Below are 26,572 nucleotides of genomic sequence, written 5' to 3'. Positions count from 1 at the left end.
AATGGAGGCTCCCAATGAACCGTCTTCTTGCCCTCTCCCTGTTACTCTCCGCCTCCGTTCTTGCCGGTTGTGCCGCTGGCAATCATCCCGAATTGCGCCCCTACAGCGCTGAGGAAACCCACCAGCTGGCGCTTGAAGACCTCAACCGTCGCGGCTTGTCCTACGACGAGTTTCAGGCACGCAAGGCGCAGCTGATGGAGCAGCCACAACTGCAACGCGCTCACGAGTTCGATAACCGTGGTGAAGTGAATGCCGACATTGGCATCCCTTCAAAAGCCCGTCAGGGTTGAATCGGCTCTTGCCTTCAGTGGAGCGCTTACAACGCCAGCTTCAAATGCCCGCCAGCGTCCTTGTGACGCGCCTGGGTCCGGTGTTGCAAGCCCAGTAGAAAGTGATCCAGCCCTTCATGCAGCCGTTGGGTCAACAGTTCGTCCAGATCGCCGCCCAATGGGCTCTCGCCGTAGCTGATCTGGCTGTCGATGGCGAATACCCCATGCAGCACTTCCTGGCATTTCAACGCTGAGAGCACCGGCTTGAGCGCGTAATCCACCGCCAGCATGTGCGCGATGCTGCCGCCGGTGGCGATGGGCAATACCACCTTGCCGTACAAAGAACGCTCCGGAAGTAGATCGAGCAGTGTTTTCAGTGCGCCTGAAAACGAAGCCTTGTACACCGGCGTGCCGATCAGCAGCCCGTCGGCCTTGGCCACGGCCTCGATAAAGGCCATCACTTGCGGACTGTCGAACTTGGCGTACAGCAAATCCTCTGCATTGAAATCCTGAATGCGTACACCGCTGACTTCCACGCCGCGGTCGTTTAGCCACTGTGCGGCATGCTGCAGCACCACACCTGAGCGCGATCGTGGGGAAGGACTACCTGAAATCGAGACTACCAACATGTAAGCGCTTTCCTTGGGGTCAGTCACACGGGGTGCAAGGCACCGTACAGGCCGCGTGAACGCGAGAATTATGGGCGTGAAGACCCTTTGACCGGATTCAAGCAGCATGCGTGCCAGCGCTTGCCATGTGCTGCAGAGCCCTGAAACCGGCCAACCTGGACCGCTGCATGACCCCGCTGTTGACTCACAGCCAACCCTCTGTTGATTCACTGTTGCCCCGGCAACACTTGCCGCCAAATGCCGGGCAAAAAAAAATCCCCGCAGTCGGACCACTGCGAGGATTTCTCTGTTGCTCTGTTGCTCTGTTGCTCTGCTGTCAGCTTGAAGCTTCACACTTGCCGCTTGAAACCGGACTCAATTCCTGAACATCGCACCGGTCTGGATGATGTTGTTCGAGCCCAGCAACTGGCTCACGTAACGGCTCCAGCGGGTGATGTTGGCAGGGCCGACAAACACCACGTCCTGGGCTTCCAGCTCAAAGCCCTTGGCCAGCGCGAAACTGGTCGGCTTCTTGGCGGCGAGGTGATAAACCGTCGCCGCATGCGTGGAGTCCTGCGCACGGATCACATACACCGCATCGCCATCGGCGGCATCCGGGCTCAAGCCGCCGGAAGTGCCAAGCGCTTCCAGCAGGGTCACGCTGGTGGTGCTGAAGGAGATGACCTGCGGACGCTGAACTTCACCCAGTACGTAGATCTTGTTCTTCGAGTTGCTGTTGAGGTGCAGGTAGTCGCCGTCTTTCAGAAAGATCTTGCTCAGCTGCGAGTCCTTGCGGTTCAGCGAGTCAACGTCGATCACGTAATCCTTGCCGTCGCGACGCAGGGTCAGGCCGGCAAGGTTGGCGTCGGTCAGGTCAAGACCGGCCTGGCTGATGGCCTGCACCAGGCTCAGCGGGATATTGGTGATCGGTTGCGGACCGGGCGACTTGAACGCACCCGACAGCAGGACGCGCTGGCTGTTGTAACGCAGCACTTTGACGTCGACTTTCACTTCGGTGTACTGCGGCGCCAGACCCATGCGCAGTTGATCGCGGATCTGCGACACGGTCTTGCCGGCGGCTTGAATGCGGCCCACGTACGGGAAGAACATCGTGCCGTCGTTCAGCACTTCACGGCTGTTGGCGTCCAGTTGCTCCTGGGAGCCGGGCGCAGTCAGCTCAGGGTGTTCGAACACCGTGACCAGCAAAGCGTCGCCCGGGCCAACGATGTATTCCGGCGTCTTGTAGCTCATCAGCTCGGGAGGCAATGGCTTGGCCGCCGCTGCTGCGGTTTTCTGCTGCTGCGCCAGGGTGGCCGGGGTGATATTGATCAGCGTGACATCGGGCCCGTCCGGGTCTTTGTCGGTGACATCGCTGTAAGACATGTACTGACCAGGGGCGAATGCGCAGCCTTGCAATACCAGACTGGAAAGCAGCACTGCCGCTAACGTTACCTTCATATGAATGTTCCTTCTAATCCTAATAGGTGCGTACTGGCACCGCAGTGATTTCTTTGCATCCCTTACTTACACCGAACAGCGGATCACATTCGCTCATGCACCCGTGCACCTCCCTGCGAGCTTACTAGCCCTTGGCCATATTTGTTGTTATCGGCAGATATTTCTTTTAGAAGGCGTTCTTGTTGACGAAGCCTTTGAAGAGCGTCAGCAGGATGATTTTCATGTCCAGCCAGACCGACCAGTGCTCGATGTACTGCAGGTCGAATTCAACGCGTTTCTGCATCTTGTCCAGCGTGTCGGTTTCACCGCGCCAGCCGTTGATCTGGGCCCAGCCGGTGATGCCCGGCTTGACCTTGTGGCGCAGCATGTAGCCCGACACTTGCTTGCGGTACTGCTCGTTGTGCGCGACGGCGTGCGGACGCGGGCCGACGATCGACATTTCACCGCGAAGTACGTTGAAGAACTGCGGCAGCTCGTCGAGCGAAGTGCGTCGCAGAAACGCCCCCAGCGGCGTGATGCGGCTGTCGTTGCGCGTGGCCTGCGTCACCACCGCGCCGTTTTCCTGCACGCTCATGCTGCGGAATTTCCAGACCATGATCGGCCGGCCGTCCAGACCGTAGCGGCGTTGACGGAACAGCACCGGGCCCGGCGAGGTGAATTTGATCGCCAGGGCAATCAGCATCAGGGGCAGGGCGATCATGCTCAGGATGATGCTCGACAACACGATGTCTTCCAGACGCTTGACCACGCTCCACGCGCCGTCCATGGGCGAGTCGAAAATACTGATGCTGGGCAGCCCGTTGATGCTTTCGCTACGGGCGTGCAGCAGTTCAAACATGAACACGTCCGGGATCACGTAGACCGACGCGGTGGTGTCGCTCAGGCCTTTGATCAATGCCTGCAGACGTTCTTGTGCGCCCAGTTCCAGGGTGATGTAAACCTTGTCGATCTTGCCGTCGCGTGCGTCCTGGATCAGTTGATCCAGATCGCCCAGCACCGGAATGCGTCGGCCGATGCGCGCCAGGTCGATCTGTTGCGGCGCTTCGTCATAAAAGCCCAGCAGGTTCAGGCCCATCCAGGGTGCGCGTTCGATCGACATGGCCAGCCGCTCGCCACAATGGCCAGTGCCGACGATGGCCACCCGACGGGTATTGAAACCCTGGGCGCGCAGGGTGTGCAGCACGCTGCGAATCGCCAGCCGATAACCACATAGCGCGACCAGCACCGCGCCAAACCAGGCCATCTGGCTGTTGTCTGCAATATCGTCGGGCTGCAACAGCAGGTAATCCACAAACAGCAGCAGGACAAAGGCCAGGCCCCAGTAATTGGCGACCTTGATCAGTTCACGCAGGATGCGTTCGCCGCGCCACGAGCCGTACAGCTGGTGATACTCGGCCAGCCAGTGAAAGGCCACCGCAGCCAGCAGGATCTGCATCCACGCTTCGCTGCTCATCGGCGTGCCGGTCAGCACGTTGACGCCGTAACCGCCGACCGCGATCACCGCCAGATCAAGCAACCGATGGGCGACGGACAGCGACGATTGATGGGCATGCAGGATGCCCCTTAAAGGAGTGCGCATAGACTGGGCTCGCTCAGACGGATTTGATCGGAACAACGCGGGCGGAAAGGTCATTGCTGACCAGGGTTGGGGCCATCTGCACCGTCCGGAAATGTGCTGGCAGGCGTCCTTGACGGGCGGCGCTCAGACGGGCTTCGACGAACTGACGCATTTCCACTTCGAAACGCGCTTCACTGAAGCGCTCGGCATTGGCCCGACACGCTTGGGCGGTGATGCGCGAGCCGTTGATCTCGAATGTCTCGATGGCCGCCATCAATGAGGCGACGCTTTGCTCCGGGTAAAACACCCCGGTCGGCTGCGGGTGATCCAGTCCGCAAACCGTTTCCAGCACACCGCCTTTGGCAAAAGCGATGACCGGTGTGCCACAGGCCTGCGCCTCCACCGGGCTGATGCCGAAATCTTCTTCGGCCGCGAAGACGAACGCCTTGGCGTTGCTCATGTGTTCCTGCAGCACGGCGAACGGCTGATAGCCCAGCAACGTGACGTTGGGTGCGTGAGCGGCAGCGGCCTTGGCCTTTTCCATCTCCGGTCCGTCACCGACCACCACCAGGCGCTTGCCCGGCATCGCCGCGAAGGCCTCGATGATCATCGGCATGCGCTTGTACGGAACCATGCGCGATGCGGTGAAGTAGTAGTCCTGCTTGTGCTCCTGCAGCGCGAAACCGCGGGTGTCGACCGGCGGGTAGATCACCGTGGACTCGCGACGGTAGGCCTTGGTGATGCGCGCACCGATGAAGTGCGAGTTGGCGATGAAGTCGTCGACGCCGGCGGCGGTGCGCTGATCCCACATACGCATGTAATGCAGGATCATCCGCGCCACTTTGCCCTTCAGGCCGGTGCTCAGGTTCGCTTCTTTGAGGTACTGGTGTTGCAGGTCCCAGGCGTAACGGATCGGCGAATGCACGTAGCTGACATGCACCTGGTCCGGTCCGCACAGGACGCCTTTGGCCACCGCATGGCTGCTGCTGATGATCAGGTCGTAACCGGACAGATCCAGTTGTTCGATGGCCATCGGCATCAGCGGCAGGTAACGCTGGTATTTGGTCTTGGCCTTGGGCAGGCGCTGGATGAAGGTGGTTTTGGCCACCTTGCCGCCCAGTTGCGCGCGATCCTGGTCACTGAGGAAGTCGATGACGGAAAACAGATCCGCCTCGGGCCAGATTTTAATCAGCGATGCCAAAACCCTTTCGGCACCGGCGTACGTGACCAGCCAATCGTGGACGATTGCAATTTTCATAGGAGTTCTCTGCATTAACGGCTGAAGGAGGCCCGGCACGTCGAGCGAAGCTCGCGAGGGCAGTCCGACAGCCTTTCCATGTGAGCAGGCGCAAAATCAGACGCTGACGGGCTGCGGTCCGGTTTTGCGGTTATTAAGGCGTTTCCCGAGCTGAATGAACGGGTGTTCGATGTAGCGAAAGCACAGATGGGCCGCGGCCAGGGTCAGGACAGTGGCGACCAGCGCCACCAGCAAGCCCGACGCATCAGTGCCGCGCAGCAGGAATTCGCTGAGCAGGCCCATCGACGGGTGCAGCAGGTACAGCGAGTAACTCACTGCGCCCAGCCAGACGAGTGCCGGATGGTCCAGACGAACACTGCGGGTCAACAGCACAAAGCTGACGATCGCCACCGCGTAGGTGAAGCAGTAACGGCCCCAGGTTTCGCCGGTGCCCATGTCTTTGCTGTAGGCCATGATCAGCGTTGGCGGCAGCAGCACGGCAAACGCCACGAACAGCATTTTCAGATTTCGCGTCAGGGCCGCGCTGTGTTCGGCCAGCAACCACTGGCGCCACACGGAACCGAAGAACATCAGCGATAACGCCAGAGGCAGCGCCACGGGCAGCTTGTGTTCGGTCAGCGCGCGGGCAGCGCTCATGGCCAGGGCCGCGAGCAAAAACGCCAGCGAGCAACGCGCCCGAAACGCCAGGTCATAAAGCTTGCCGGCGATGAACAGCGCCAGGCACAGACCGTAGAACACCAGTTCGATGAACAGCGTCCAGTACAGGCCGACGACATCATCAAAGCCCAGTGCCGCCTGCACCATCGTCAGGTTGGCGACAATCTGCGGCCAGGACGGCAGCGCAGCACCGGTCAGTTGCAGCATCAGCACAAACAGCACCAATGACAGCCAGTAGGCCGGGTACAAACGCATGAAGCGTGAGATCAGAAAACGCCGGGCCCCGTCGGGTACCGGCTTGAGGCTGTAGGGAATCACTACGCCGCTGATCATGAAAAACCACAGCACCCCTAATTTGCCAGGGTCAATGAGATAGTCGAAGACCCAGACGTGACCGATGACCGGTGCGTACAAATGGGTGAACACCACCATCAAGGCGGCGATGCCGCGCAATGCGTCGAGATAGGCAAGGCGTTTCATGGCGGCGCCTCAGAGCTTGCTGGACGATTCACGACCCAGGGCATCGCTGCTCTGGTTGCTGCGTCGGTCTCTGACCGGACTGAGCAGCGCGTCGATGCGTTGGGAAACCTGTCGCGCTGATTCTTCCCAGGAGAACCGAGCCACGTTGATCAAGCCGCGCCGCCGCAGCGACTGGCGCAGCGGGATGTCCGTGAGAATGCGTTCCATCGCCGCGGACATGTGGCTGACGTCCAGCGGGTCGAAATACAGCGCGCTGGCTTGCAGCACTTCTGGAATCGACGCCGCGTTTGCAGCGAGGACCGGGCAACCACACGCCTGCGCTTCCAGGGGCGGGATGCCGAAGCCCTCATACAAGGACGGAAACACGAAAGCGGTCGCGTTCTGGTATTGGGCGATCAACTCGCTGTCGCTTAACCGACCCAGGAACTGGATGCGCGAGTCGCGGCTGGCCAGGCGTTGCAGGTTGTCGTCATTGAAGACCCCGGACGCGCCGCCGACGATGCGCAGTTGCAAATCCTCGTGGCCGCGCAGCATCAGGAACGCTTCGATCATCCGGCTGAAATTCTTGTGTGCGCTGGGCGACGACACCGCCAGCAGATAATCCTGTTTGTTGGTCTCTTGCGAACCGGGGTGAAAGTCCCCGCTGACCGCGTTGGGCACCACGAAGATCTTCTTCTCGGGGTACTTGTAAACCTGAGCAATCTCACCCTTGGAGAAGGCGCTGACGGTCAACAGCGATTTGATCCGCGCCAGCATGATCGGCGTCATGGTCCGGTAGAGCAGGCGAAACGCGCGGGTGTAGCTTTCCGGGTGCCGCACATAGTTGACGTCGTGGTGCGTGGCGATCTGATTTGAATAGAGCAGCGGTGCGGTGCTGCACAGCGAAACCAGCAGCGGGTTGCCCTGGCGGCGCAGGTACAGCGGCAGATCCACTTGCTCCCACAAATGGCCGCTGTGACGACCGATGCATTGCACGTCGAGGGCTTTGGCGCTCTCGTGCATCTGAATGCCGTGGGGGGCGACGAAGACGACGTCGTTGCGCAGCTGCTTGAGGGCCAGGCATATCTGTTCGGCGAAGCGCTGAACGCCACGCAATTCCTGTGTCAGAAAACGTGCATTGATCACAATCATTGTGGTCGACCTGTAGAAGAAATAATGGGGTCGTGCGCAGCGGCCCTCAGCGCCCTGAATGAAGGGGCGCTCTCGATGCGGGCCGTTGATAAAAGCCAGAATTCAGGGCATGGCAAACAGTGCCGGGCGTGTGCCCAGGCTTATTATTTTGGGGAAGTCATCGATCGGCACCTGGGCCGAGCACCGCCCTTCGTTGCAGTTCCACGGGATGCCGCTGTCGACCAGACCGCTTTGCGGGTAGCGGGTGTCGAGGTATTGCACGTTGCCGCGCAGCACGCTGCTGGCGTCCACCTTGATCGAGCGCGGCAGCCCGGCTGTCCAGGCCACCATGATCTGCTCCGAACCCTTGGCGAAACGCAGCAGGTACTGCGAATCCTGTTCGCGACTTTTTTCGGCGTCGTAGCGGTATTGATGCAGCGTCGGGCTGATGGCCTTCAGCGTCAGGTACGCCTGCTTGACGCTCAGGTCCTGGTTGAGCAGGCCGAAATTCTGCTCCGGGTCGCTGCCATCGGGGCCGTCGTTGAGCAGCCCGTTCCACCACATGCCCTTGATGTTGGGCATCGTCTGAGCGAGAAAGAAGCTGCGCGCAAGAAACGCTGCCTGAGTCTTTTCATCGCCACCGCAGCGCCCGTCATTGCTGGGCCAGCCCATTTCGGTGAGGTACAGCGGCACCAGTCCTTTGTTGCGGTTCTTTTCCTTGAGGTCCTCGCTGATCCGGCGCAGCCAGGCAATCCAGTTTTCCGGGGTGTTGCGCTCATCCGAGCGGCAATGCACATAAGGATGAAGCGACAGCCCGTCGACGTGGTTGAGCACGCCCGATTCCACCAGGCGATCTGCAAACCCCAGGTCCATGCCCTGACTGGTCACTGCGCCCGCCAGAATCACCATCGGTCGCTGGTTGGCGCGGATGCGTCGGGCCGTTTGCTCGATGAGCAGGCCGTAGTCCCTGGCAAAACCGGCGTCGACCGGGTTTTCCTTGTCCCACTCGTTCCAGATTTCGTAGAAGTCCACGCTGTCGGTGAGCTGGCGCGTGACGAAGCTGGCGTAGTTGCCGTAGGCGTCGCGCACTGCCGGCTTTCGCGGCTTGGCGTAGTTCTCGTAAAAAGGGTTGCCGTAGCCGAGAACCAACAGGGGTCGCAAGCGATGTTCCTGCGCCTTGCCCAGATATGACTGCCACGCCGGTTCGATCTTCATCGCCCCTCGTCGGGGCTCGGCGCTGGACCAATACGCATCGTCACGCACCGAGTCGACACCGGCGGCTTCCAGCAACTGCAACGCCTTGGCCGAGGAGGTGGTTTTGTTCATCAAATGCGTGTCGACGCCAATGATGAACGCCTCGTCAGCCTGCGCAGTGCAACTGATCAACACGCCCAGTAACAGGATCGCCGCGGGGCGTCGTAACCTGGTCAGGTAAGGGATGGGCATGGATTGTCTCAATGAAGAGGCACGGTCCGGAGCGCTTGCTCAGGTGGGTCGCGGGCCGTCGGCGGCAAAGTCGGCATCTCTTGAGGGCATGCCGGCGTGGTCAAACAGGGTGGGGCAGGGCTTGCCGGTGGCGCTGGGCAGCGTCGTCCAGCAGCGTTTGGGCAAAAATGCTTTCGTAACTGTCGAGCATCAACTCCAGGTTCATCAACGACGCCACGCTGACGCGCGCCTGACTGCTCAGGCGGGCCAGCAATTCCGGGTTCTGGTGCAAGCGCAGCATCGCCTCGCCCAGTGAGTCGGGGTCTTGCGGATCGCACAACAAACCGTTGAGCGGGTCCTGAATGATTTCCGGCAAACCGCCCATGCGGCTGGCGATCACCGGCACCGAGTGCGCACAGGCTTCAACGGCGACCATACCGAAGGGTTCGTTCCACAGTGACGGCACCACGGCGACGTCGATCTGGCGGTAGAACTCTTCAGGCTTCTGATAGCCGACAAAACTGATGTTCGGCGACGTGGCCAGCGCCTTGAAAGCCGCTTCGTCGTCGTTCTGGCCGCGCCCGGCGATCTGCAACGTGGCATCGAATGGCAGTCGCTGAAACTGCTCGATCAGCCATGTCAGGCCTTTCTGATGCGACAGCGTCCCCATGTAACCGAAACGCAGCGGCGCCTTCTTCGTGGTCAGGTCCGCTTGCCTGCGCTGATGCGGCGCGCTGACCGGCGGTGTGAACGGGCTGGCGTTGTGCACCACGTAAGGGCTCGCGGCGCTGAAATAACCGCGCTGCTGGAGCTTCTCGAGAATGAACCGGCTGACCCCGACCACCGCCGTCACTTGCGCCGACCGTGCATCGTGGCCCTTGCGGAAGGTCTGGCAACTGCCGCATTGCTGCTGGCAGCACTGGCCGCGCTTGAACATGTTGCTGCTCGGGCACATCAGGTACATGTCATGCAGCACCTGCACGGTAGGCAGCCCCGCAGCGGTGATCTCGTCCCACACTGACACCGACCAGCCAGCGAGGTTATGGCAGACCACCAGTTGCGGCTGCTCGTCGCCGATGACCTTTCTTACATAGCTGCGCATCGCGCCGTTGTAGCGGTCGCGCAGATGCCAGCCCAGACGCGCCAGCCGCCCGGGCCGTTGAGCGCCGAAGTGCCAGTAGAAGTTACGCAGACCGGCGCGATACACCTTCACGCCATTCACCGCTTCGACGCTCAGCCCCGAATCGGGACCGGTCACCAGCACGCTGACTTCGCAGCCGCGCTGCTGCAGGCCTTCGACGGTTCGTTGAAGAATGATTTCCGCGCCACCTCCGATGTGAGGGGCATACAAGCTGCTGATGAACAGTATTTTCATAGTGGATACGACTGATTCAGGCCCAGCACCCCGGACTCACCGTCACGGATGGCTTGTTCGATCAGGCCGAGGCGCTCTTCGGCACCGCGGCGCTTGGCGATCAGCCGCAGCAGGCGGAAAAACACCCAGCGGTTGAGGCTGTACAGCAGCGACGAATTGGCCCAGATGTTTTTGTCGAACCAGGCTTGATTGCGTGCGCCGTAGTAGGCGCGCAGGTCCGAGCCACCCAGCAGGAAGCTCTCATAAATGTTGTTGGTGCGCGCCTTGATGTTCCAGGAGTTTTCCAGATCATCCAGCAGGGCATCGGGGACCAGGAAGATCCGCCCCCCGCCGGCTGTGATGCGCCAGGTGTATTCGCTGTCGTCCGCGTAAAGCATCAACGCATCCAGTGGCAGACCGATACGGCGGTATAGATTGCGATGGGCGAGCAGGCCGCCATACGTGGCGAAGGGCAGTTGCACCAGCGGCAGTTTGGTGTGCGAGCTCTGCGGTGCGCCCCACGGCAGGCGGCGCCAGATTTTGTAAGGCAACTGTGCGATGTGGAAACCGAAGAAGCTTGAACGGCGCTGAATGGCGAAGCGCTTCGGCACGCCGGCTGCGATGTCCGCCTGGTGAGTAGGGCGAAAGCCCAGCACGGCGGCCTTGTCTTCGCCGTCGATGCGTTTGCGCTCTTCAAGCACCTGATGCAGCGTGGCAATGGCATTGATGGTCGGCGCGTTGTCGTCGTCCATCAGCCAGATGTGCTCGGCGCCTGCGTCCAGCGCGGCCTGAATGCCCACCGAGTAGCCGCGCGCGGAGCCGGTGTTTTCGTGCATGTAGATCACGCTGACCTGGTTCGGCCAGGCCCGGCGCAAGTTTTCCAGCGGCGCGGTGGACGCATTGCTGACGATGATGACGCGATCAATCAGCGGGCTTTCCAGCGAGCGGCTGACCAGCGTGTGCAGGTAGTTGAAACGGTCACCATAGGTGAGCGTCACCAGCGTGGTTTTCTGGGTCATGGCGAGTTCCGGGCAAAGGGGGGTCAAGAGGCTGAAAACATCAGCCCCGGAGAAATCGGAATGTGTAGATCAGAAACTGCAGAAGCCAGCCACTCAGGGGCTGGTGTGGATCAGATCAGGCCTGCACTTGCGGCCGCGACAGGCTGCTGACCGGCAGGGTGACCTTTTGCTCGCGTTGCAGCAGGTTGAGCAGAATGACCGCGCGCTCATCACCGTCGGAGGCCAGGAAGATCGCTTCAACGTCGTTGAATCCCTCGGCGGTGATCCGCACGGTGTCGCCTTCCTTGAAGCTGACCTTGGCAGGCGGCGCCAATAAACGCTGGCGGATCTGCTCGATAAGCTCGTCCTTGACCGGAACCGGCATGCCACCGAAGGTCACAATGCGCGCCACGCCTCGGGTCGAGCGAATCGGATACCAGTTGTCGCTGGCCTGATCCATGTGGATGAACAGGTAACCAGGAAACAGTTCTTCTTCAGCCGGGGCCCGGGAGCCGCGTTTTTTCTCGCCGTGCTTGACCGGCCGGTAGCAGTCGAACTGCTGACGCTGCAGGTGTTCGGCCGCACGCGCTTCCTGACGCGGTTTGGTCTGGATGAGGTACCAGCGTGCCGCGCCGCGGGAGCTGCTAATGACTTCAGACATACACTTCACTCCACTGCGATCCGGTGAGACCCGGTCAGGACGACGTCAGGCTTTTGCGCCAGCCCGTGCATCATGCCAGACCTGAGGCAGGTCGGGTTCTTGTCCAGCCGGTACTCGGTCAACATTTGCTGGACCTGCTCGACGCAGTTGAACATCAGCACATCGATGATCGACAGATTGGCGACGAAAGGCTGCCTGAACTGCCGGTATTCAACCGGGTGCATCCTGAAGAACCGCACCAGCAAACCGTTGCGTGCAAAGTGGTCACGGTCGTAGATCACCGATCCGCCTTCCGGGGTGATGAACGCAGTGGCCTCAAATGTGTGGGCAATGCGGATGATCCGCTCTTGCTTGTCGGCAGCGCTGCCCAAAATCAGGTCCGAACTGCGCAGGATCGGCGTCACGATATGCAGATAAGCGCACATTTCTCGAATGGCATGCTCGGCATACAGCGCTATGTTTTGTTGCGGAAACCGGATCAGGCGTTCCAGCAGCGGCATGACCTGCGCAAAGTACGGCGCCTCCCGATAGCTCTCGGCAAGCAGATCAATCAGCCGCTGCGCTTCATCGCTGAAGTGGTCGCACAGTTGGCGCTGATTGATCTGCAACTGAAAGCGGTCTTTCTTCAACGGGAACGTGATCAGTTTTGCATTATCGTCGTGCAGGATCCGGTTGCGGTTGACCCAACCGGACCGCACGTATTGCAGATCGTCTCCCAGGACAAAAACGTCTGCGGCGGCAATGAGCTGAAAGTATCCCAGATAGGGAAACAGGTAGGGCTGCATCACTGCAATGGTCCTGGCCATGTGAATATCCTTGGCTTCGGTGTCGATTTACTTGCGGACCGTGGTGTAGTCGTAACCGTAGGCAGCGCAGTCGTAGTCGGCGGTGGAGGCTTTGCGCAGCACGCCGTTGAAGATCGCGCCCTTGATCAGGATGCCGTTGTGCATCAGGCGCCGCTTGCAGGCTTCGATTTCCTTGGCGGTGCTCAGGCCAAACCGGGTGACCAGCAGGCAGGTGCCGGACTGGCGGCCGACCAGCGTGGCATCGGTGACCGCCAGGATCGGCGGGGTGTCGATGATCACCAGGTCGTAGAGCGGCGACAGGTCGCTGATCATTTTGTTGAAGTTGTCGTGCATCAGCAGCTCGGACGGGTTGGGTGCTGCATATCCGCAGGAGATGAAGTCCAGGCCGCGCACTTCGGTATGGTTGATGACTTCCTTGCTGCCCAGTCGCGCCGCCAGGGTGTCCGACAAACCGTGCTTGGGCGTCAGGTTGAACATCTTGTGCAGGTAGCCTTTGCGCATGTCAGCGTCGATCAGCAATACGCGTTTGCCTGTCTGCGCGATGATGACCGCCAGGTTGCTGGAAACGAATGACTTGCCCACACCCGGCGTCGGGCTGGAAATCATCAGCACATTGTTGCGCGCTTCAAGCATGGCGAAGTGCAGGCTGGTACGCAGGCTGCGCAATGCTTCGATGGCCAGCTCCGTTGGGGCGCTGACGCTCAGCAGGCGCGGCTCTTTACTGGTCGAACGGCCTTGCGCGGCTTTCTCCATGCGCTCTTGCAGTCGCGAATACGGCAGCGAGGCGTAGACCGGCATGCCGAGGTTTTCGATGACTTCCGGGTTGTCCACGCCGCGGTAAAACGCCTGACGCACAAACACGGTGGCAACGGCCAGCAACAGGCCAATGAGGGCGGCGACCAGCACGATGATTTTGCGCATCGGCTTGACGGGCTCTTCGACGTTGACGTCGGCGTTGTCGATGATGCGAACGTTACCAATGCTGCCTGCGCGAAGAATGTCCTGCTCCTGACTCTTGTCCAGCAACAGGGTGTAGGTCTGCGAGGTCACTTGCATGTCTCGGTTCAGACGCAGCAACTCTTGTTGCGTGGCAGGCAGGGCTTCGATCTTCTTCAGCAGCGCGGCTTTCTGCGACTCGACCTGGCCGATCTGGGTCATCAGTGCGCGGTATGTCGGATGCTCCGGTGTATAGAGGCGCTCGACGTCGACGCGCTTCATTTTCAGGTCCGAGAGGGTACCTTCGAGCTTGACCACCTGATCCAGAACCGACTTGGTCTCCACGCTCAGGTCAACCGACTTGGCGCCCATCTGGAAGTTGTTCAATGCCATTTCCGACTGTTCCAGCTGCTTGCGCACGGCAGGCAACTGCGACCGCAGGAACTCAAGACGCTGCGCGGCTTCGGCTGAACTGCGCTCAACGTTCTGACGCACATACAAGCGGCTGACTTCGTTGAGGATACGTTTGGCCAGCACCGGGTCCGGGTCCTGGATCGACAAGTAGACGATCCCGGAGTCCTTGCCCGCTTCCAGGATTTTCAGGCGGTCCTGATAATCCAGCGCAGAAGTCAGGGTGCGCTGACGCACGACGGTGAACTCGGTGCCCGGACGGGCGTTGAGTGCAGCCACCTGAAGCTTTATGCCGCTGCCTTCGACGGGTTGACCGACCGGGCCGCTGAGCAGCTTGTTGCGGTCTTCGTCATAAAGCGTGAAGGTGCCAGGCTTGCCTGCCACCAGGGTCATTTTCTCGCCCAGCAGTGCGTCCGGCACTTCGAGCTGAAACACGTCGATTTTCTCGCCGCCCCACGCAAAGCTGTTCAGACCGAGCATCGGATCGGCCAGTGCGCCTTCGCGCTCCGGCTTGAAACGGCGTGCCATGTAGCTGCCCAGGCCCGGTACATACTTGGGCTTTTGCACGATGTAGAGCTTGAGGTCATCGACCACCTTGCCCAGCACCGCGCGGGATTTGATCAGCTCGATCTCGGTGGTCGCCTGGGAGACCGACAACGGCTTGTTGTTGACCTCGGTGCGGCCTTCGATGCCCACTTTGCGCGGCTCGATCTGAATCATCGCGTTGGCCTGGAAGATCGGCGTGGCCAGAATGGCGTAGGTCACGCCGATCAGTACGCAGATGCCAACAATCGACGCAATCAATCCTTTGTGATCGAAAAGTGTGCGCAAGATAGTCGCCAAATCGATCCGGGAGTCCTGGACCTCGTCCAGAGATGTACGGTTCATAGCGGTCATTTATCTTGGATCTCCTGACTGAAGATAAGGAAGCCAGTCGTCGACACAACGCGAAAGCTGCTCGTAGGTCTGTTCAAAGGCTAGTTTCGGGCGCCGGTAGGGGTCGGCGATTTCCAGCTCTAGTTGCCATTTGCCAATCAGAAACGTCTTGCCGCGTACCTCGGGGGCCAGCTTGAGGACGCTCTGGGTCTGACGATGCTCCATGACCAGAATCAGATCTGCTTCATGGAGCATCTGCCGATCGATCTGACGGCTTCGATGTTTGTGAACCGGGACCGCGTTGACTTGCAGCACGGCCTGGGCCAGCGGATCGGTGGTGGAACTGAGCATGGCGTGGGTGCCGGCCGACGTGATCTGTATGCGTGCGTTCTGCACGCGGTGTCGGAACATGGCTTCGGCCATGGGGCTGCGACAGATATTGCCGACGCAGACCACCAGTACGTTATTGAACATGGCCTTTGCTGAGGCTCGTCATCAGTCGTTTGCTGATGTTGGTGCTGAAGTTTTGCCCGACCGCCAGTAGCGTCTGCATCTTGCGTTTGGGTGTGATGGCGGACAGCGAGTACTCGACCAGCTCCATCAGGAAGTGCTCATACAGCTCCTGATTGCCCAGGCGGTTGTAGTAATTGGCCAGCGCGCCGGAGGTCTGCAGTGCCATGTGCAGCTTGCGTTTGTTGGAGCGCATGGAAAACACGCCGCCGGGGTGCAGTCGGTACATGGCCGGCTTGACCTCGCCCATGAATTTGCCCTTGCCGTAGGCCCCCAGTAGCGACCACCAGACCAGATCATTGAGCGGTGCGGCGCGAAGCTCGGGTGGCAACGAATCGAACACGTTGCGGAACACAGTGGTCAGCGTCGAGACAGGCCGCGCCTTTTGCAGTTCAAGCGCTGTGGCATCGCCGCGCAGCTTGCCCTGCAACTGGACGGGGTATTGGCCACTGATGTCGAAAGGGATCGCATCGTGGTAGGTCAACACGTAATCAGGGTGGCTCTCGAGAAAGTCCACCTGAAGCTGCAGCTTGCGCGGGTCGGTCCAGTAATCGTCACCTTCGCAGTAGGCGATGTACCGGCCGCGCGCTTCACCGAACAGGCGCGGCACGGGCGGGTTGTTTTGCGAGTACTGGTTGGTCTCGTTGTAGAAGGGCCGGATCAGCGTCGGGAAGCGCTTGACGTAATCGGCAATGATGCGTGCGGTGCCGTCTGTGGAGGCATCGTCGTTCACCAGAATCTCGAAAGCGAATGTGGTTTGCTGCATCAGGAAGCCTTCCAGCGTCTGCGCGACGTAGGCTTCCTGATTGAAGGCTGGGCAGACGATGCTGACCAAGGGCGCGGCGGACGGCGAGGGGCTCGTCTTGTTGCTATTAGCATCCATGGCTTGGGTACTCCGAGTTAAACACTGGGTTTGCTGAGCAGAACGGATATTTTCATCACCAGCGGCTTGTAGCTTGCCGCAACAACCAGCAGCGTGATCAGGCCGCTGACGGCCAGACCGATGAAGATACTGATGCGGTTTCCATTGGCGATCAGTCGCAGCAAAGGCTCGCTGAGCGCCAGGCCGACGCCGGTCATCACGCTGATGCGGATGATGTCGCGCAGCCATTGGCTGTGAATGCCGGGCGCCAGGCGCTGGTGCACAATCACCGGCCAGACCGCGAAGGACACAACGCGCAAGACAAACCAGGCGATCGCCGCGCCGTATGCGCCGTACCCGCGAATGGCCAGAAACATCACCGGCACCGTGATCAGCGCCGAAACAATGCTGTACCAGACGTGCAGGTGCATGCGGCCATAGGCGTACTGCAGATAAAACTGGAACGCGCTGACCGCCATGATGGCGCTGCCCAGCGAGTACCACGGCAGGATTGTCCGGCTCCACTCGGCGGCGGGCTGGTCGCCTGACCAGGCGAACACCATCTCGTCAGCGTGCAGCGCGATCAGTGCAGCGAGGGGAAACAGGAACGTGCAAACAAACCGGTTGGCTGCCAGATACAGCTGGTGCATGTCATCGCGCCGACCCTCTGCCATCAGCACTGTGAGGCGCGGCAGCAGCGTCTGCGCCAGCGGGTTGGAGAGCATCATGATCCCGGTGGTGATCAGCGCCACCAGCGAGAAGTAGCCGTATTCATGAAGCGGCAGCAGTTCGGAGAGCAGCACCTTGTCAATCTGGGTCAGCACGATCCACAGCACCGCAGTGCCGGACATGCTCGCGGCGAACGGGATGATCGGTTTGACCAGATCCCAGTCGAAGCCGGTCAGTGGCGACGGCGTCGGCATTTGCTGATAGGCACGGGCAGCGAAGATCAGTGCTTCGATCAAACCCACCAGCGCCTGAAATTCAAAAAAGTGCACCGGGTCATTGGAGATCGTGCTGACCAGCAACAGCCCGCCGAAGTAACGCAGCGTAGCGATGATCACATTGGCAATGTTCAGCCATGCGTGTTGCTCCAAGCCTTGAATCCCGCTTTTGTACAGCGTGGAAAACAACCGCAAGGCAATGACGATGCCCATCAGCCCGATGCACTGCACCAGCGTCTGCGTCGACAGTTGCTGCGCGTTGAGCCAATGCACGGCGATCCACTCGCTGCCGGCGTACATCGCGACGCAGCACAGGCCCGCCATCGGCAGAAAGATGATCTCGAACGAACGCAGCAAACGGCCGGTGTAACGGTCCAGCACGTCGCTGCCTTGCCGATGCGCCACAGCCCTGACCAGACTCGGTGACAGTCCGGCATCGAGCAACTGCAGCCAGGCCTGCAGCACCGAGAAGAACCCGATCAGGCCGTACGCCTCGGCGCCCATGTGGCCGAGGTAGAACGGCATGATCAGGATGCCCACGAGCAGCGTGTAGGCCTGGCCTGCATAGCTCAACGCAGTGTTGCGTATGACTGAGCGCTTGGTTTGCATCGAGTTTCCTTTCGCCGGAATGACGGTGGTGTAGGGCGGTGGCGTTACATGACCTGCGCGAGTGACGGCACGCGGTAGGGCGAATGCGCAGCGCTGGTTTCTGCGATCACTGTGTTGATGACGCGGTCTTGATCCTCGCGCAGCAGGCCTGGGTAGATCGGCAGGCACAGCACACGCTCACTCAACGAGCGAGACGCTGTCTGCGCCGCTTGCGGCTGCAAATACTCAAGGGTGTCCAGCGACGGGTAGAAATAGCGGCGCGGGTTGATGCCGTTGGTGTTCAGCGCAGACCGCAGACGCAGCAGTTGTTGTTCGTCGCTCAGGGCAATCGGGTAGTAGCTGTTATTGAGCTGGCTGTTGTGTTCCGGCCGCTGCAGGTCGACGTAATCGCCCAGGCGCGTGGTGTACCGATCAGCGATCTCGGCGCGCTGCTGAAGGATGTTCTCGATGTCATCGAGAATGCACAGGCCCATCGCCGCAGAGAACTCGTTGAGCTTGGCGTTGATGCCGATGCCATCGATCTTGTCCACGTCGGCAATACCGAAGTTGCACAGCAGGTGAACCCGGCGTGCTGTTTCATCATCGTTGGTGATGATCGCGCCGCCCTCGATGGTGTGAAACAGCTTGGTGGCGTGGAAACTCAGGGTGCTGATGTCGCCCCAATTAAGAACCGACTGCCCGGCGTGCCGGACAGCAAACGCATGGGCGCCGTCGTACACGACTTTCAGGTTGCGGCGGCGGGCGATCTCTTCGATCCGTTCGACGGCGCACGGGTTGCCAAAGACATGGGTGCCAACGATGGCAGTGGTGTCGGACACGATGCGGCTTTCAATGTGATCAGGTGAAATGTTCCAGGTCTGCGCATCGATGTCGGCGAAGATCGGGCGGATGCCTTCCCACTGCAGCGAGCTGCTGGTAGCAACGAAGGTGAACGGTGTAGTGACTGCGCTGCCCGTTAGTCCAAGAGCGCGATAGGCCACTTGCAGGGCGAGGGTACCGTTGTTGGTAAGAATGACGTGTTTTACGCCCAGGTAATCCTTGAGGCGTTGCTCAAGCTCGCACACCAGCGGTCCGTGGTTGGTCAGCCAGCCGCGCGCATAAATGCCCTCGACGTAGCCTTTGAACTTGTCGATATCGCCCAGGTAAGTCTTGGTGACGTTGATCATCGAATTCTCCATTTCAGATGCGAAGCTTTCTAAGGCTGTGAGGGCAGAGGTGTGTCTGCGCCGGTCTAGTGCCGGTCGGCTGACGCCAGGGTGGGTAGACATCATCCTGCGGTCGACGCAGGAGGTTGGGTGCCTGCCTTGCTGCTCATCCGGCGAGCGCGGCCCTGGTTAATCTTCAGAATCAGCCGGGTGGCCAGGCTGCCTGCATGCGGGTCACCGAAATGAAAGAGCGCTGTGGCACGTTTCACGTCCGGCCGGCACGCCTGATTGGCGTGCAGGCTGCGATAGCCCCAAAAGAAATAAACGCTGCCGGGCTCCAACCTCAGGACGTACGGCTTCAGCCAGTTGCGCTGCATGCCTTTGACGATCCAGCCCCGGGTGATCTTGTTCTGCAGCAACGCTTTCTCGATCACGTTGAACAACACCCATGACCGTACGCGTCGAATATTGGGGAAGAGCATGAGATCACCGCGTCCTTCACCCTCACTGGGGATGAACACCGGGATCAGCGCAGTCACCAGACTGGCGTCGTAATGAAAGCTGTTGGACTCGCGCTTGCCCTGGTTGCCTTGCACGCAGCGCAGCACCGGGAAGATGCGGTCGCTTGCTGCGTCGTGTCGCGCAGCGCGTCGATAAAGGCCACCCAGCAGCGCCTTGAATTGCGCGTCAGACCAGTAGCTCGCCAGCAAGCTGTCAGCCAGTGCGCTTTCACCGTGGTAGGCGAAATATTCGCCCTGGTGTTTTTGTGCCTGATCGTCAGTCCAGGCCCGCAACTGCTCCAAATCCGTGGTGGGCACGGCGGCGTGCAATTTTGCAAAGCCATTGGCATCGATTTCGTCAGCCAGTCGTTGAACCAACTGCTCATCCATATCGAAAGATAAAGCCATCGCAACAAACCCTCGTGGGGAGGAGAGCGGAGCAGAGAATAAATTGCGCTCCAGGCACGCTACCGCCCGAATCTGCAGATCCTGCCGTTGTACTTATAGGGAGTGCATTCAACAGTGGCTTGATTCAGCACCGGCTGACTAAAGCGTTGGGCAAAGCTACCGCCCCACCGAGCACATTCAGTAATTCGAACAAAGCTTTCTTTTGCCCAAAAACTGCCCACCGGCGTTTATTTCACACCGTTTGAATTGCTAACTTCATGAGCAGTTGCCGGGTATTCCAGTCGCAATGGTCTCTACGCACGGCGCGGAGGCCGCACTGCAAAAACGGGAAAACATTGGACGTGCATATATATCGACGGCGGCGGACTTTCTGTCAAATTATTTCGCCAACATTCTGTTAAATTTTTGATAACGGCGCCTCCTCACATGCTAAGTGATTGATTTAATTGGCAGTCAATAAACCATCACTGGCGTGCGGCAGCGTGCGTCGCTTTTTAGACGCAGTGCGCCACGCCGCCTGAAGTGCCTCTGGATAACCTAAAAGACAGTTTTCCACCGCCAGAACTTGGGCGTGGGCATGGCGTTCCATTTTTATGGCGCTTGATTATTGAACGCCGAAACATGGATGCACCGCCGCGGTGAAATGAATCCACAGATTGGCATTGGCTTTAATACGGATGATCAAAGTGTTGCAGTTCTATTTAAATACATTAGCTGTTTTATATATCGGTAAGGGGAGGAGTTTGAAGTTCTTATACGAAGTGCAGGAAACACAGAGATGTCTGAATGTGCAGCGCCCCATGCACCGCAGGTTACAGCGCCGCTGTTGCTCCGCTTTGAGCGCTGCTCCATTATCAGAGGCGTGCGACGCAAACATTTCTGGGCATCAGGAGATTCAATGAATACGCAGTCGAAAACCGGTGGAGAGGCATTGCAACGACTGGCGCAGGCTCGCGCCCTTATGAGCCGTGAAGGAATCGACGCCTGGCTGGTGCCGTCGGCGGACCCTCACCTTTCGGAATACCTGCCGGGGTACTGGCAGGGTCGGCAATGGCTCTCCGGTTTCCATGGGTCCGTTGGCACACTCATCGTCACTCAGGACTTCGCAGGTCTGTGGGCGGACAGCCGGTATTGGGAGCAGGCGGCCAAAGAGCTGGCCGGCAGCGGTATCGAACTGGTCAAACTGCAGCCCGGCCAGGCTGGGCCGCTTGAATGGCTGGCCGAGCAGGCCAGGCCAGAGACCGTCGTCGCCGTAGATGGCGCGGTGTTGGCCGTGGCCTCGTCGCGTACGCTGGCTGCCAACCTGTACGAAAAAGGCGCGCGACTGCGCACGGACCTCGACCCATTGATCGAGCTCTGGAGCGACCGACCCGCGTTACCGACTCAGGCCATCTATGAGCACGCCGCGCCCCACGCTACCGAAAAGCGAGGTGAGAAAATTGCGCGACTTCGCGCCGCAATGGCCGAGCGTGGCGCGAATTGGCATTTCCTGGCGACGCTGGACGACATCGCCTGGCTGTTTAACCTGCGCGGCGCTGACGTCTCCTACAACCCGGTGTTCATATCCTTCGCGCTGATCGGACCAGACAGCGTCAGCCTGTTCGTCGCTTCCCAGAAGACCAACGCGTCGCTGCGCAGTCTGCTGGAGCAGCAGGGCATCACGCTGCATGAGTACACGCGCATCGGTACGGCATTGCGCAACGTGCCGAAGGATGCACGCTTGCTGGTTGATCCTGCGCGGGTGACCTGTGGATTGCTCGACTACCTCGACAGCGAAGTCACGCTAGTGGAAGGCTTGAATCCCACCACTCTGTTCAAGTCTCAGAAAAGCGCAGCTGACACGCAGCATATTCGCCACGCCATGGAGCAAGACGGCGCGGCGTTGTGCGAGTTCTTCGCCTGGCTGGATACCGCGTTGGGCAAGGAAGCCGTCAGTGAGCTGACTATTGATGAGCGGCTCAGTGCGGCGCGGGCGCGGCGGCCGGGCTATGTTTCCCAGAGTTTCGCCACCATCGCGGGCTTCAATGCCAACGGAGCGATGCCTCACTATCGCGCGACAGAAGAAGAGCACGCGCAGATAGAAGGCGATGGGTTGCTGCTCATTGATTCGGGCGGCCAGTATCTGGGCGGCACCACTGACATCACGCGTATGGTCCCGGTCGGCAAACCTTCTGCCGAGCAGAAAGCCGACTGTACCCGGGTCCTTAAAGGCGTTATCGCACTGTCACGGGCACACTTTCCGCGTGGAATCCTGTCGCCGCTGCTGGACTCCATCGCCCGCGCGCCGATCTGGGCCGAAGGCGTCAACTATGGTCACGGCACCGGTCACGGCGTCGGCTACTTCCTTAACGTGCATGAAGGTCCGCAGGTAATTGCCTATCAGGCAGCCGCCACGCCGCAAACCGCTATGCAACCGGGAATGATCACGTCGATCGAGCCAGGTACTTATCGTCCGGGGCGTTGGGGAGTGCGAATCGAGAATCTGGTCATCAACCAGGAAGCGGGCAAGAGCGAGTTTGGTGAGTTCCTGAAATTCGAGACGCTGACGCTCTGCCCGATTGACACTCGCTGCCTCGAAATCAGCGCATTGAGCGCAGAGGAGCGGGACTGGCTCAATCAGTACCACGCACAGGTGAGGCAGCGACTGAGCCCGTTGGTGGAAGGCACCGCACTGGAGTGGTTGAACCGGAGCACTGCCGCTGTTTGATTTGCGACACACGCCCGGTGGGGTGAGCTGCATATAGAAGAAGCCGGTTACGGGTTAGCCGGCTTCTTGCAGATGATGATCATGCTGCGACTGGTGTACCCCGCGGGGTTGAGGCCCAGAGGATACTCACCGGGGTCCTCTGCGCCATCGCCGGATTTGGCAATCACGCGGTATTGTTTCGACACGCACGAGTTCGTCGCCATGTCGTAGCACTGCTGCCATGAGGACGACAGCCCTGAGCAGTTGATATGAATGCCGCGTTTACCCATGACCGGTTTGGAGGTCGCTGCGCATCCAGCGACAGTCAATGCTGCCAGTGCCATCAAAAAATACTTCATTCATTTCCTTACCTGAGCGGTGGGATACGGTCAGGACTATCCAGAATTTACAGGCTGCAACCGGTGGGCTCTTCCGTGCGGTGCGGCAGCACCATGGTGAGGCGCATGGGTTTAACATCGCTCAATAGTGGAACAAATGCCAGTGACATCGTGTATCTGCCCAGGATTCCACTGCTGAGTCTGGCCAGACGTGTATCGGAATCGCGCCTCGGGCATGCCCCGCTATATAAGAGCTCGATAAGCGTGATCTGTTAGCAGGAAAACTGCCAATTGAGCGTATTCTGGGGGCGCTTTGAAATAAGTGCTTGACGCCCCTCTGGATCTGTCTATAATTCGCCCCACTTCCGGCGCAGACGAAACGGAAAACTCCTTGGTAATCAAAGAGTTGGGCGAAGTAAGCAGCGAGGAATGCTTCGGTTCAGATGCTTGAATCGACAGCGATGAAAAAGGCAGTTGACAGCAGGTTGTAACGCTGTAGAATTCGCCTCCCGCTGACGTGAGACGCCAAGTCGAACGAAGCGCAAGTGGTTGAAGTTGATCAAGAAACTTTGAAAACTTCTTAAAATAATCGCTTGACAGATACAAGAGACGCTGTAGAATGCGCGCCTCGGTTGAGACGAAAGATCTTAACCACCCGCTCTTTAACAACTGAATCAAGCAATTCGTGTGGGTGCTTGTGCTGTAAGACTGAAGTCGCAAGATTATCAGCATCGCAAGTTACTCCACGAGAAATCATGGTTTAACCAACGATTGCTGAGCCAAGTTTATAAGGTTTTCTCAAAACCTAATTGCAGTATTGAACTGAAGAGTTTGATCATGGCTCAGATTGAACGCTGGCGGCAGGCCTAACACATGCAAGTCGAGCGGATGAAGGGAGCTTGCTCCCTGATTCAGCGGCGGACGGGTGAGTAATGCCTAGGAATCTGCCTGGTAGTGGGGGACAACGTCTCGAAAGGGACGCTAATACCGCATACGTCCTACGGGAGAAAGCAGGGGACCTTCGGGCCTTGCGCTATCAGATGAGCCTAGGTCGGATTAGCTAGTTGGTGAGGTAATGGCTCACCAAGGCGACGATCCGTAACTGGTCTGAGAGGATGATCAGTCACACTGGAACTGAGACACGGTCCAGACTCCTACGGGAGGCAGCAGTGGGGAATATTGGACAATGGGCGAAAGCCTGATCCAGCCATGCCGCGTGTGTGAAGAAGGTCTTCGGATTGTAAAGCACTTTAAGTTGGGAGGAAGGGCAGCTAATTAATACTTCGCTGTTTTGACGTTACCGACAGAATAAGCACCGGCTAACTCTGTGCCAGCAGCCGCGGTAATACAGAGGGTGCAAGCGTTAATCGGAATTACTGGGCGTAAAGCGCGCGTAGGTGGTTTGTTAAGTTGAATGTGAAATCCCCGGGCTCAACCTGGGAACTGCATCCAAAACTGGCAAGCTAGAGTAGGGCAGAGGGTGGTGGAATTTCCTGTGTAGCGGTGAAATGCGTAGATATAGGAAGGAACACCAGTGGCGAAGGCGACCACCTGGGCTCATACTGACACTGAGGTGCGAAAGCGTGGGGAGCAAACAGGATTAGATACCCTGGTAGTCCACGCCGTAAACGATGTCAACTAGCCGTTGGAAGCCTTGAGCTTTTAGTGGCGCAGCTAACGCATTAAGTTGACCGCCTGGGGAGTACGGCCGCAAGGTTAAAACTCAAATGAATTGACGGGGGCCCGCACAAGCGGTGGAGCATGTGGTTTAATTCGAAGCAACGCGAAGAACCTTACCAGGCCTTGACATCCAATGAACTTTCCAGAGATGGATTGGTGCCTTCGGGAACATTGAGACAGGTGCTGCATGGCTGTCGTCAGCTCGTGTCGTGAGATGTTGGGTTAAGTCCCGTAACGAGCGCAACCCTTGTCCTTAGTTACCAGCACGTTAAGGTGGGCACTCTAAGGAGACTGCCGGTGACAAACCGGAGGAAGGTGGGGATGACGTCAAGTCATCATGGCCCTTACGGCCTGGGCTACACACGTGCTACAATGGTCGGTACAGAGGGTTGCCAAGCCGCGAGGTGGAGCTAATCCCAGAAAACCGATCGTAGTCCGGATCGCAGTCTGCAACTCGACTGCGTGAAGTCGGAATCGCTAGTAATCGCGAATCAGAATGTCGCGGTGAATACGTTCCCGGGCCTTGTACACACCGCCCGTCACACCATGGGAGTGGGTTGCACCAGAAGTAGCTAGTCTAACCTTCGGGAGGACGGTTACCACGGTGTGATTCATGACTGGGGTGAAGTCGTAACAAGGTAGCCGTAGGGGAACCTGCGGCTGGATCACCTCCTTAATCGAAGACTCAGCTTCTTCGCAAGTTCCCACACGAATTGCTTGATTCATTGAAGAAGACGATAGAAGCAGTTTTTTGCTTTGCAAACCCGATTCGGGTCTGTAGCTCAGTTGGTTAGAGCGCACCCCTGATAAGGGTGAGGTCGGCAGTTCGAATCTGCCAGACCCACCAGTTTACTGGTGAGTTGTTGGATAGAGCGCACCCGCCCCAAGGTAAAAAGTGGTGAGGTCAGGTTTTGCGGTTCGAATCTGCCCAGACCCACCAATTTTGTTATGGGGCCATAGCTCAGCTGGGAGAGCGCCTGCCTTGCACGCAGGAGGTCAACGGTTCGATCCCGTTTGGCTCCACCATAACTGCTTCTGACTGCTGAAAGCTTAGAAATGAGCGCTCCATCCAGTGGATGATGAGTGTTGATTTCTAGTCTTTTGATTAGATCGTTCTTTAAAAATTTGGGTATGTGATTGAAATATAGACTGGGCACCTCTTTCACTGGTGCGTGTCCAGGCTAAGGTAAAGTTTGTGAAATGCAAACTTTCGGCGAATGTCGTCTTCACAGTATAACCAGATTGCTTGGGGTTATATGGTCAAGTGAAGAAGCGCATACGGTGGATGCCTTGGCAGTCAGAGGCGATGAAAGACGTGGTAGCCTGCGAAAAGCTTCGGGGAGTCGGCAAACAGACTGTGATCCGGAGATGTCTGAATGGGGGAACCCAGCTGTCATAAGACAGTTACCTTACACTGAATACATAGGTGTATGGAGCGAACCAGGGGAACTGAAACATCTAAGTACCCTGAGGAAAAGAACATCAACCGAGATTCCCTTAGTAGTGGCGAGCGAACGGGACCAGCCCTTAAGTTGATTTGAGATTAGCGGAACGCTCTGGAAAGTGCGGCCATAGTGGGTGATAGCCCTGTACGCGAAATCTCTTGTCAATGAAATCGAGTAGGACGGGGCACGAGAAACCTTGTCTGAACATGGGGGGACCATCCTCCAAGGCTAAATACTACTGACTGACCGATAGTGAACCAGTACCGTGAGGGAAAGGCGAAAAGAACCGCGGAGAGCGGAGTGAAATAGATCCTGAAACCGTATGCGTACAAGCAGTGGGGGAGCCCACTTTGTTTGGGTGACTGCGTACCTTTTGTATAATGGGTCAGCGACTTATTTTCAGTGGCGAGCTTAACCGAATAGGGGGAGGCGTAGCGAAAGCGAGTCTTAATAGGGCGTCTAGTCGCTGGGAATAGACCCGAACCCGGGCGATCTATCCATGGGCAGGTTGAAGGTTAGGTAACACTGACTGGAGGACCGAACCGACTACCGTTGAAAAGTTAGCGGATGACCTGTGGAT

The 26,572-nt window shown here is 58.7% G+C and carries 20 protein-coding genes, 2 tRNA genes and 2 rRNA genes; 6 read left to right on the top strand and 18 right to left on the bottom strand.

Annotated elements, in window-relative coordinates:
* Positions 1–14: 14 nt before the first annotated feature.
* On the top strand, positions 15–290 hold the full coding sequence (locus tag LT42_RS12290; protein WP_037013403.1) for a hypothetical protein: 276 nt from the start codon (positions 15–17) through the stop codon (positions 288–290).
* A 26-nt stretch (positions 291–316) separates the two neighbouring features.
* Here the strand turns inward: LT42_RS12290 and ssuE are convergent, their stop codons facing one another.
* From ssuE to LT42_RS12205, 17 genes are all read right to left on the bottom strand, one after another.
* Positions 317–898 carry an NADPH-dependent FMN reductase gene (gene ssuE, locus LT42_RS12285; RefSeq protein WP_037013401.1) on the bottom strand — a complete coding sequence of 194 codons (582 nt, stop codon included), beginning with the start codon at positions 896–898 and terminating at the stop codon, positions 317–319.
* Between the two features lie 354 nt (positions 899–1,252).
* Entirely contained in the window at positions 1,253–2,335 is a 1,083-nt protein-coding gene (locus tag LT42_RS12280; protein WP_037013399.1) for a polysaccharide biosynthesis/export family protein, read from the bottom strand.
* Between the two features lie 166 nt (positions 2,336–2,501).
* Entirely contained in the window at positions 2,502–3,914 is a 1,413-nt protein-coding gene (locus tag LT42_RS12275; RefSeq protein WP_037013398.1) for an undecaprenyl-phosphate glucose phosphotransferase, read from the bottom strand.
* A 13-nt stretch (positions 3,915–3,927) separates the two neighbouring features.
* Entirely contained in the window at positions 3,928–5,151 is a 1,224-nt protein-coding gene (locus LT42_RS12270) for a glycosyltransferase family 4 protein (RefSeq protein WP_037013395.1), read from the bottom strand.
* A gap of 96 nt (positions 5,152–5,247) precedes the next feature.
* Positions 5,248–6,288, bottom strand: coding sequence for an acyltransferase family protein (locus LT42_RS12265; protein ID WP_052075267.1), 1,041 nt, complete (start codon positions 6,286–6,288; stop codon positions 5,248–5,250).
* A 9-nt stretch (positions 6,289–6,297) separates the two neighbouring features.
* Positions 6,298–7,419, bottom strand: coding sequence for a glycosyltransferase family 4 protein (locus tag LT42_RS12260; protein WP_037013393.1), 1,122 nt, complete (start codon positions 7,417–7,419; stop codon positions 6,298–6,300).
* Between the two features lie 102 nt (positions 7,420–7,521).
* The gene (locus tag LT42_RS12255; RefSeq protein WP_052075266.1) at positions 7,522–8,844 is read right to left on the bottom strand and encodes a hypothetical protein; all 1,323 of its coding nucleotides are present in this window, start codon (positions 8,842–8,844) and stop codon (positions 7,522–7,524) included.
* 100 nt (positions 8,845–8,944) lie between these two features.
* On the bottom strand, positions 8,945–10,198 hold the full coding sequence (locus LT42_RS12250) for a glycosyltransferase family 4 protein (RefSeq protein WP_037013392.1): 1,254 nt from the start codon (positions 10,196–10,198) through the stop codon (positions 8,945–8,947).
* Positions 10,195–11,196, bottom strand: a complete 1,002-nt coding sequence (locus LT42_RS12245; protein ID WP_037013391.1) for a glycosyltransferase — start codon at positions 11,194–11,196, stop codon at positions 10,195–10,197. Before LT42_RS12245 ends, LT42_RS12250 begins: the two co-directional genes overlap by 4 nt.
* Before the next feature lie 115 nt (positions 11,197–11,311).
* The gene (gene rfaH / locus LT42_RS12240; protein WP_037013389.1) at positions 11,312–11,836 is read right to left on the bottom strand and encodes a transcription/translation regulatory transformer protein RfaH; all 525 of its coding nucleotides are present in this window, start codon (positions 11,834–11,836) and stop codon (positions 11,312–11,314) included.
* Positions 11,837–11,841: 5 nt separating this feature from the next.
* Positions 11,842–12,642 carry a WbqC family protein gene (locus tag LT42_RS12235; protein ID WP_081955383.1) on the bottom strand — a complete coding sequence of 267 codons (801 nt, stop codon included), beginning with the start codon at positions 12,640–12,642 and terminating at the stop codon, positions 11,842–11,844.
* Between the two features lie 27 nt (positions 12,643–12,669).
* On the bottom strand, positions 12,670–14,886 hold the full coding sequence (locus LT42_RS12230) for a polysaccharide biosynthesis tyrosine autokinase (RefSeq protein WP_037013387.1): 2,217 nt from the start codon (positions 14,884–14,886) through the stop codon (positions 12,670–12,672).
* The gene (locus LT42_RS12225) at positions 14,887–15,339 is read right to left on the bottom strand and encodes a low molecular weight protein-tyrosine-phosphatase (protein ID WP_037013385.1); all 453 of its coding nucleotides are present in this window, start codon (positions 15,337–15,339) and stop codon (positions 14,887–14,889) included. It lies immediately after the preceding gene.
* Positions 15,329–16,258 carry a glycosyltransferase family 2 protein gene (locus LT42_RS12220; protein WP_037013382.1) on the bottom strand — a complete coding sequence of 310 codons (930 nt, stop codon included), beginning with the start codon at positions 16,256–16,258 and terminating at the stop codon, positions 15,329–15,331. Before LT42_RS12220 ends, LT42_RS12225 begins: the two co-directional genes overlap by 11 nt.
* Before the next feature lie 17 nt (positions 16,259–16,275).
* Entirely contained in the window at positions 16,276–17,790 is a 1,515-nt protein-coding gene (locus LT42_RS12215) for a lipopolysaccharide biosynthesis protein (RefSeq protein ID WP_037013379.1), read from the bottom strand.
* 44 nt (positions 17,791–17,834) lie between these two features.
* Positions 17,835–18,956 (bottom strand): DegT/DnrJ/EryC1/StrS family aminotransferase, encoded by a 1,122-nt coding sequence (locus LT42_RS12210; RefSeq protein WP_037013377.1) that lies wholly within the window; start codon positions 18,954–18,956, stop codon positions 17,835–17,837.
* Positions 18,957–19,057: 101 nt separating this feature from the next.
* Positions 19,058–19,843 carry a hypothetical protein gene (locus LT42_RS12205; protein WP_276209532.1) on the bottom strand — a complete coding sequence of 262 codons (786 nt, stop codon included), beginning with the start codon at positions 19,841–19,843 and terminating at the stop codon, positions 19,058–19,060.
* An 898-nt stretch (positions 19,844–20,741) separates the two neighbouring features.
* Between LT42_RS12205 and LT42_RS12200 the strand changes: the two genes are divergently transcribed.
* Positions 20,742–22,550: an aminopeptidase P family protein gene (locus LT42_RS12200; protein ID WP_037013373.1), complete on the top strand. Its 1,809-nt coding sequence runs from the start codon at positions 20,742–20,744 to the stop codon at positions 22,548–22,550.
* 47 nt (positions 22,551–22,597) lie between these two features.
* Here the strand turns inward: LT42_RS12200 and LT42_RS12195 are convergent, their stop codons facing one another.
* Positions 22,598–22,888: a hypothetical protein gene (locus LT42_RS12195; RefSeq protein ID WP_037013370.1), complete on the bottom strand. Its 291-nt coding sequence runs from the start codon at positions 22,886–22,888 to the stop codon at positions 22,598–22,600.
* Between the two features lie 798 nt (positions 22,889–23,686).
* On the opposite strand from LT42_RS12195, the gene LT42_RS12190 reads away from it, so the two are divergent.
* The 4 genes from LT42_RS12190 to LT42_RS12175 form a co-directional block, all read left to right on the top strand.
* Positions 23,687–25,223 (top strand): 16S ribosomal RNA (locus LT42_RS12190).
* A 95-nt stretch (positions 25,224–25,318) separates the two neighbouring features.
* Positions 25,319–25,394: transfer RNA gene (locus LT42_RS12185), tRNA-Ile, on the top strand.
* 103 nt (positions 25,395–25,497) lie between these two features.
* Positions 25,498–25,573 (top strand) — tRNA-Ala (locus LT42_RS12180).
* Positions 25,574–25,805: 232 nt separating this feature from the next.
* Positions 25,806–26,572: ribosomal RNA gene (locus LT42_RS12175) — 23S ribosomal RNA — on the top strand; the annotation flags it as partial.

The organism is Pseudomonas lutea, assembly GCF_000759445.1.
Lineage (GTDB): Bacteria > Pseudomonadota > Gammaproteobacteria > Pseudomonadales > Pseudomonadaceae > Aquipseudomonas > Aquipseudomonas lutea.
Note: the sequence above shows the minus strand (reverse complement) of the source record. Positions and strands in the feature narration are given on the sequence as shown.

Excerpts from the sequence above, each read along its gene's own strand:
- LT42_RS12245 (WP_037013391.1), bottom strand. The coding sequence starts at position 11,196 with ATGACCCAGAAAACCACGCTGGTGACGCTCACCTATGGTGACCGTTTC.
- LT42_RS12195 (WP_037013370.1), bottom strand. The coding sequence starts at position 22,888 with ATGAAGTATTTTTTGATGGCACTGGCAGCATTGACTGTCGCTGGATGC.
- LT42_RS12235 (WP_081955383.1), bottom strand. The coding sequence starts at position 12,642 with ATGGCCAGGACCATTGCAGTGATGCAGCCCTACCTGTTTCCCTATCTG.
- LT42_RS12275 (WP_037013398.1), bottom strand. The coding sequence starts at position 3,914 with ATGCGCACTCCTTTAAGGGGCATCCTGCATGCCCATCAATCGTCGCTG.
- LT42_RS12205 (WP_276209532.1), bottom strand. The coding sequence starts at position 19,843 with ATGGCTTTATCTTTCGATATGGATGAGCAGTTGGTTCAACGACTGGCT.
- LT42_RS12220 (WP_037013382.1), bottom strand. The coding sequence starts at position 16,258 with ATGGATGCTAATAGCAACAAGACGAGCCCCTCGCCGTCCGCCGCGCCC.
- ssuE (WP_037013401.1), bottom strand. The coding sequence starts at position 898 with ATGTTGGTAGTCTCGATTTCAGGTAGTCCTTCCCCACGATCGCGCTCA.
- LT42_RS12290 (WP_037013403.1), top strand. The coding sequence starts at position 15 with ATGAACCGTCTTCTTGCCCTCTCCCTGTTACTCTCCGCCTCCGTTCTT.
- LT42_RS12210 (WP_037013377.1), bottom strand. The coding sequence starts at position 18,956 with ATGATCAACGTCACCAAGACTTACCTGGGCGATATCGACAAGTTCAAA.
- LT42_RS12265 (WP_052075267.1), bottom strand. The coding sequence starts at position 6,288 with ATGAAACGCCTTGCCTATCTCGACGCATTGCGCGGCATCGCCGCCTTG.
- LT42_RS12280 (WP_037013399.1), bottom strand. The coding sequence starts at position 2,335 with ATGAAGGTAACGTTAGCGGCAGTGCTGCTTTCCAGTCTGGTATTGCAA.
- LT42_RS12200 (WP_037013373.1), top strand. The coding sequence starts at position 20,742 with ATGAATACGCAGTCGAAAACCGGTGGAGAGGCATTGCAACGACTGGCG.
- rfaH (WP_037013389.1), bottom strand. The coding sequence starts at position 11,836 with ATGTCTGAAGTCATTAGCAGCTCCCGCGGCGCGGCACGCTGGTACCTC.
- LT42_RS12255 (WP_052075266.1), bottom strand. The coding sequence starts at position 8,844 with ATGCCCATCCCTTACCTGACCAGGTTACGACGCCCCGCGGCGATCCTG.
- LT42_RS12260 (WP_037013393.1), bottom strand. The coding sequence starts at position 7,419 with ATGATTGTGATCAATGCACGTTTTCTGACACAGGAATTGCGTGGCGTT.
- LT42_RS12250 (WP_037013392.1), bottom strand. The coding sequence starts at position 10,198 with ATGAAAATACTGTTCATCAGCAGCTTGTATGCCCCTCACATCGGAGGT.
- LT42_RS12215 (WP_037013379.1), bottom strand. The coding sequence starts at position 17,790 with ATGCAAACCAAGCGCTCAGTCATACGCAACACTGCGTTGAGCTATGCA.
- LT42_RS12270 (WP_037013395.1), bottom strand. The coding sequence starts at position 5,151 with ATGAAAATTGCAATCGTCCACGATTGGCTGGTCACGTACGCCGGTGCC.
- LT42_RS12225 (WP_037013385.1), bottom strand. The coding sequence starts at position 15,339 with ATGTTCAATAACGTACTGGTGGTCTGCGTCGGCAATATCTGTCGCAGC.
- LT42_RS12230 (WP_037013387.1), bottom strand. The coding sequence starts at position 14,886 with ATGACCGCTATGAACCGTACATCTCTGGACGAGGTCCAGGACTCCCGG.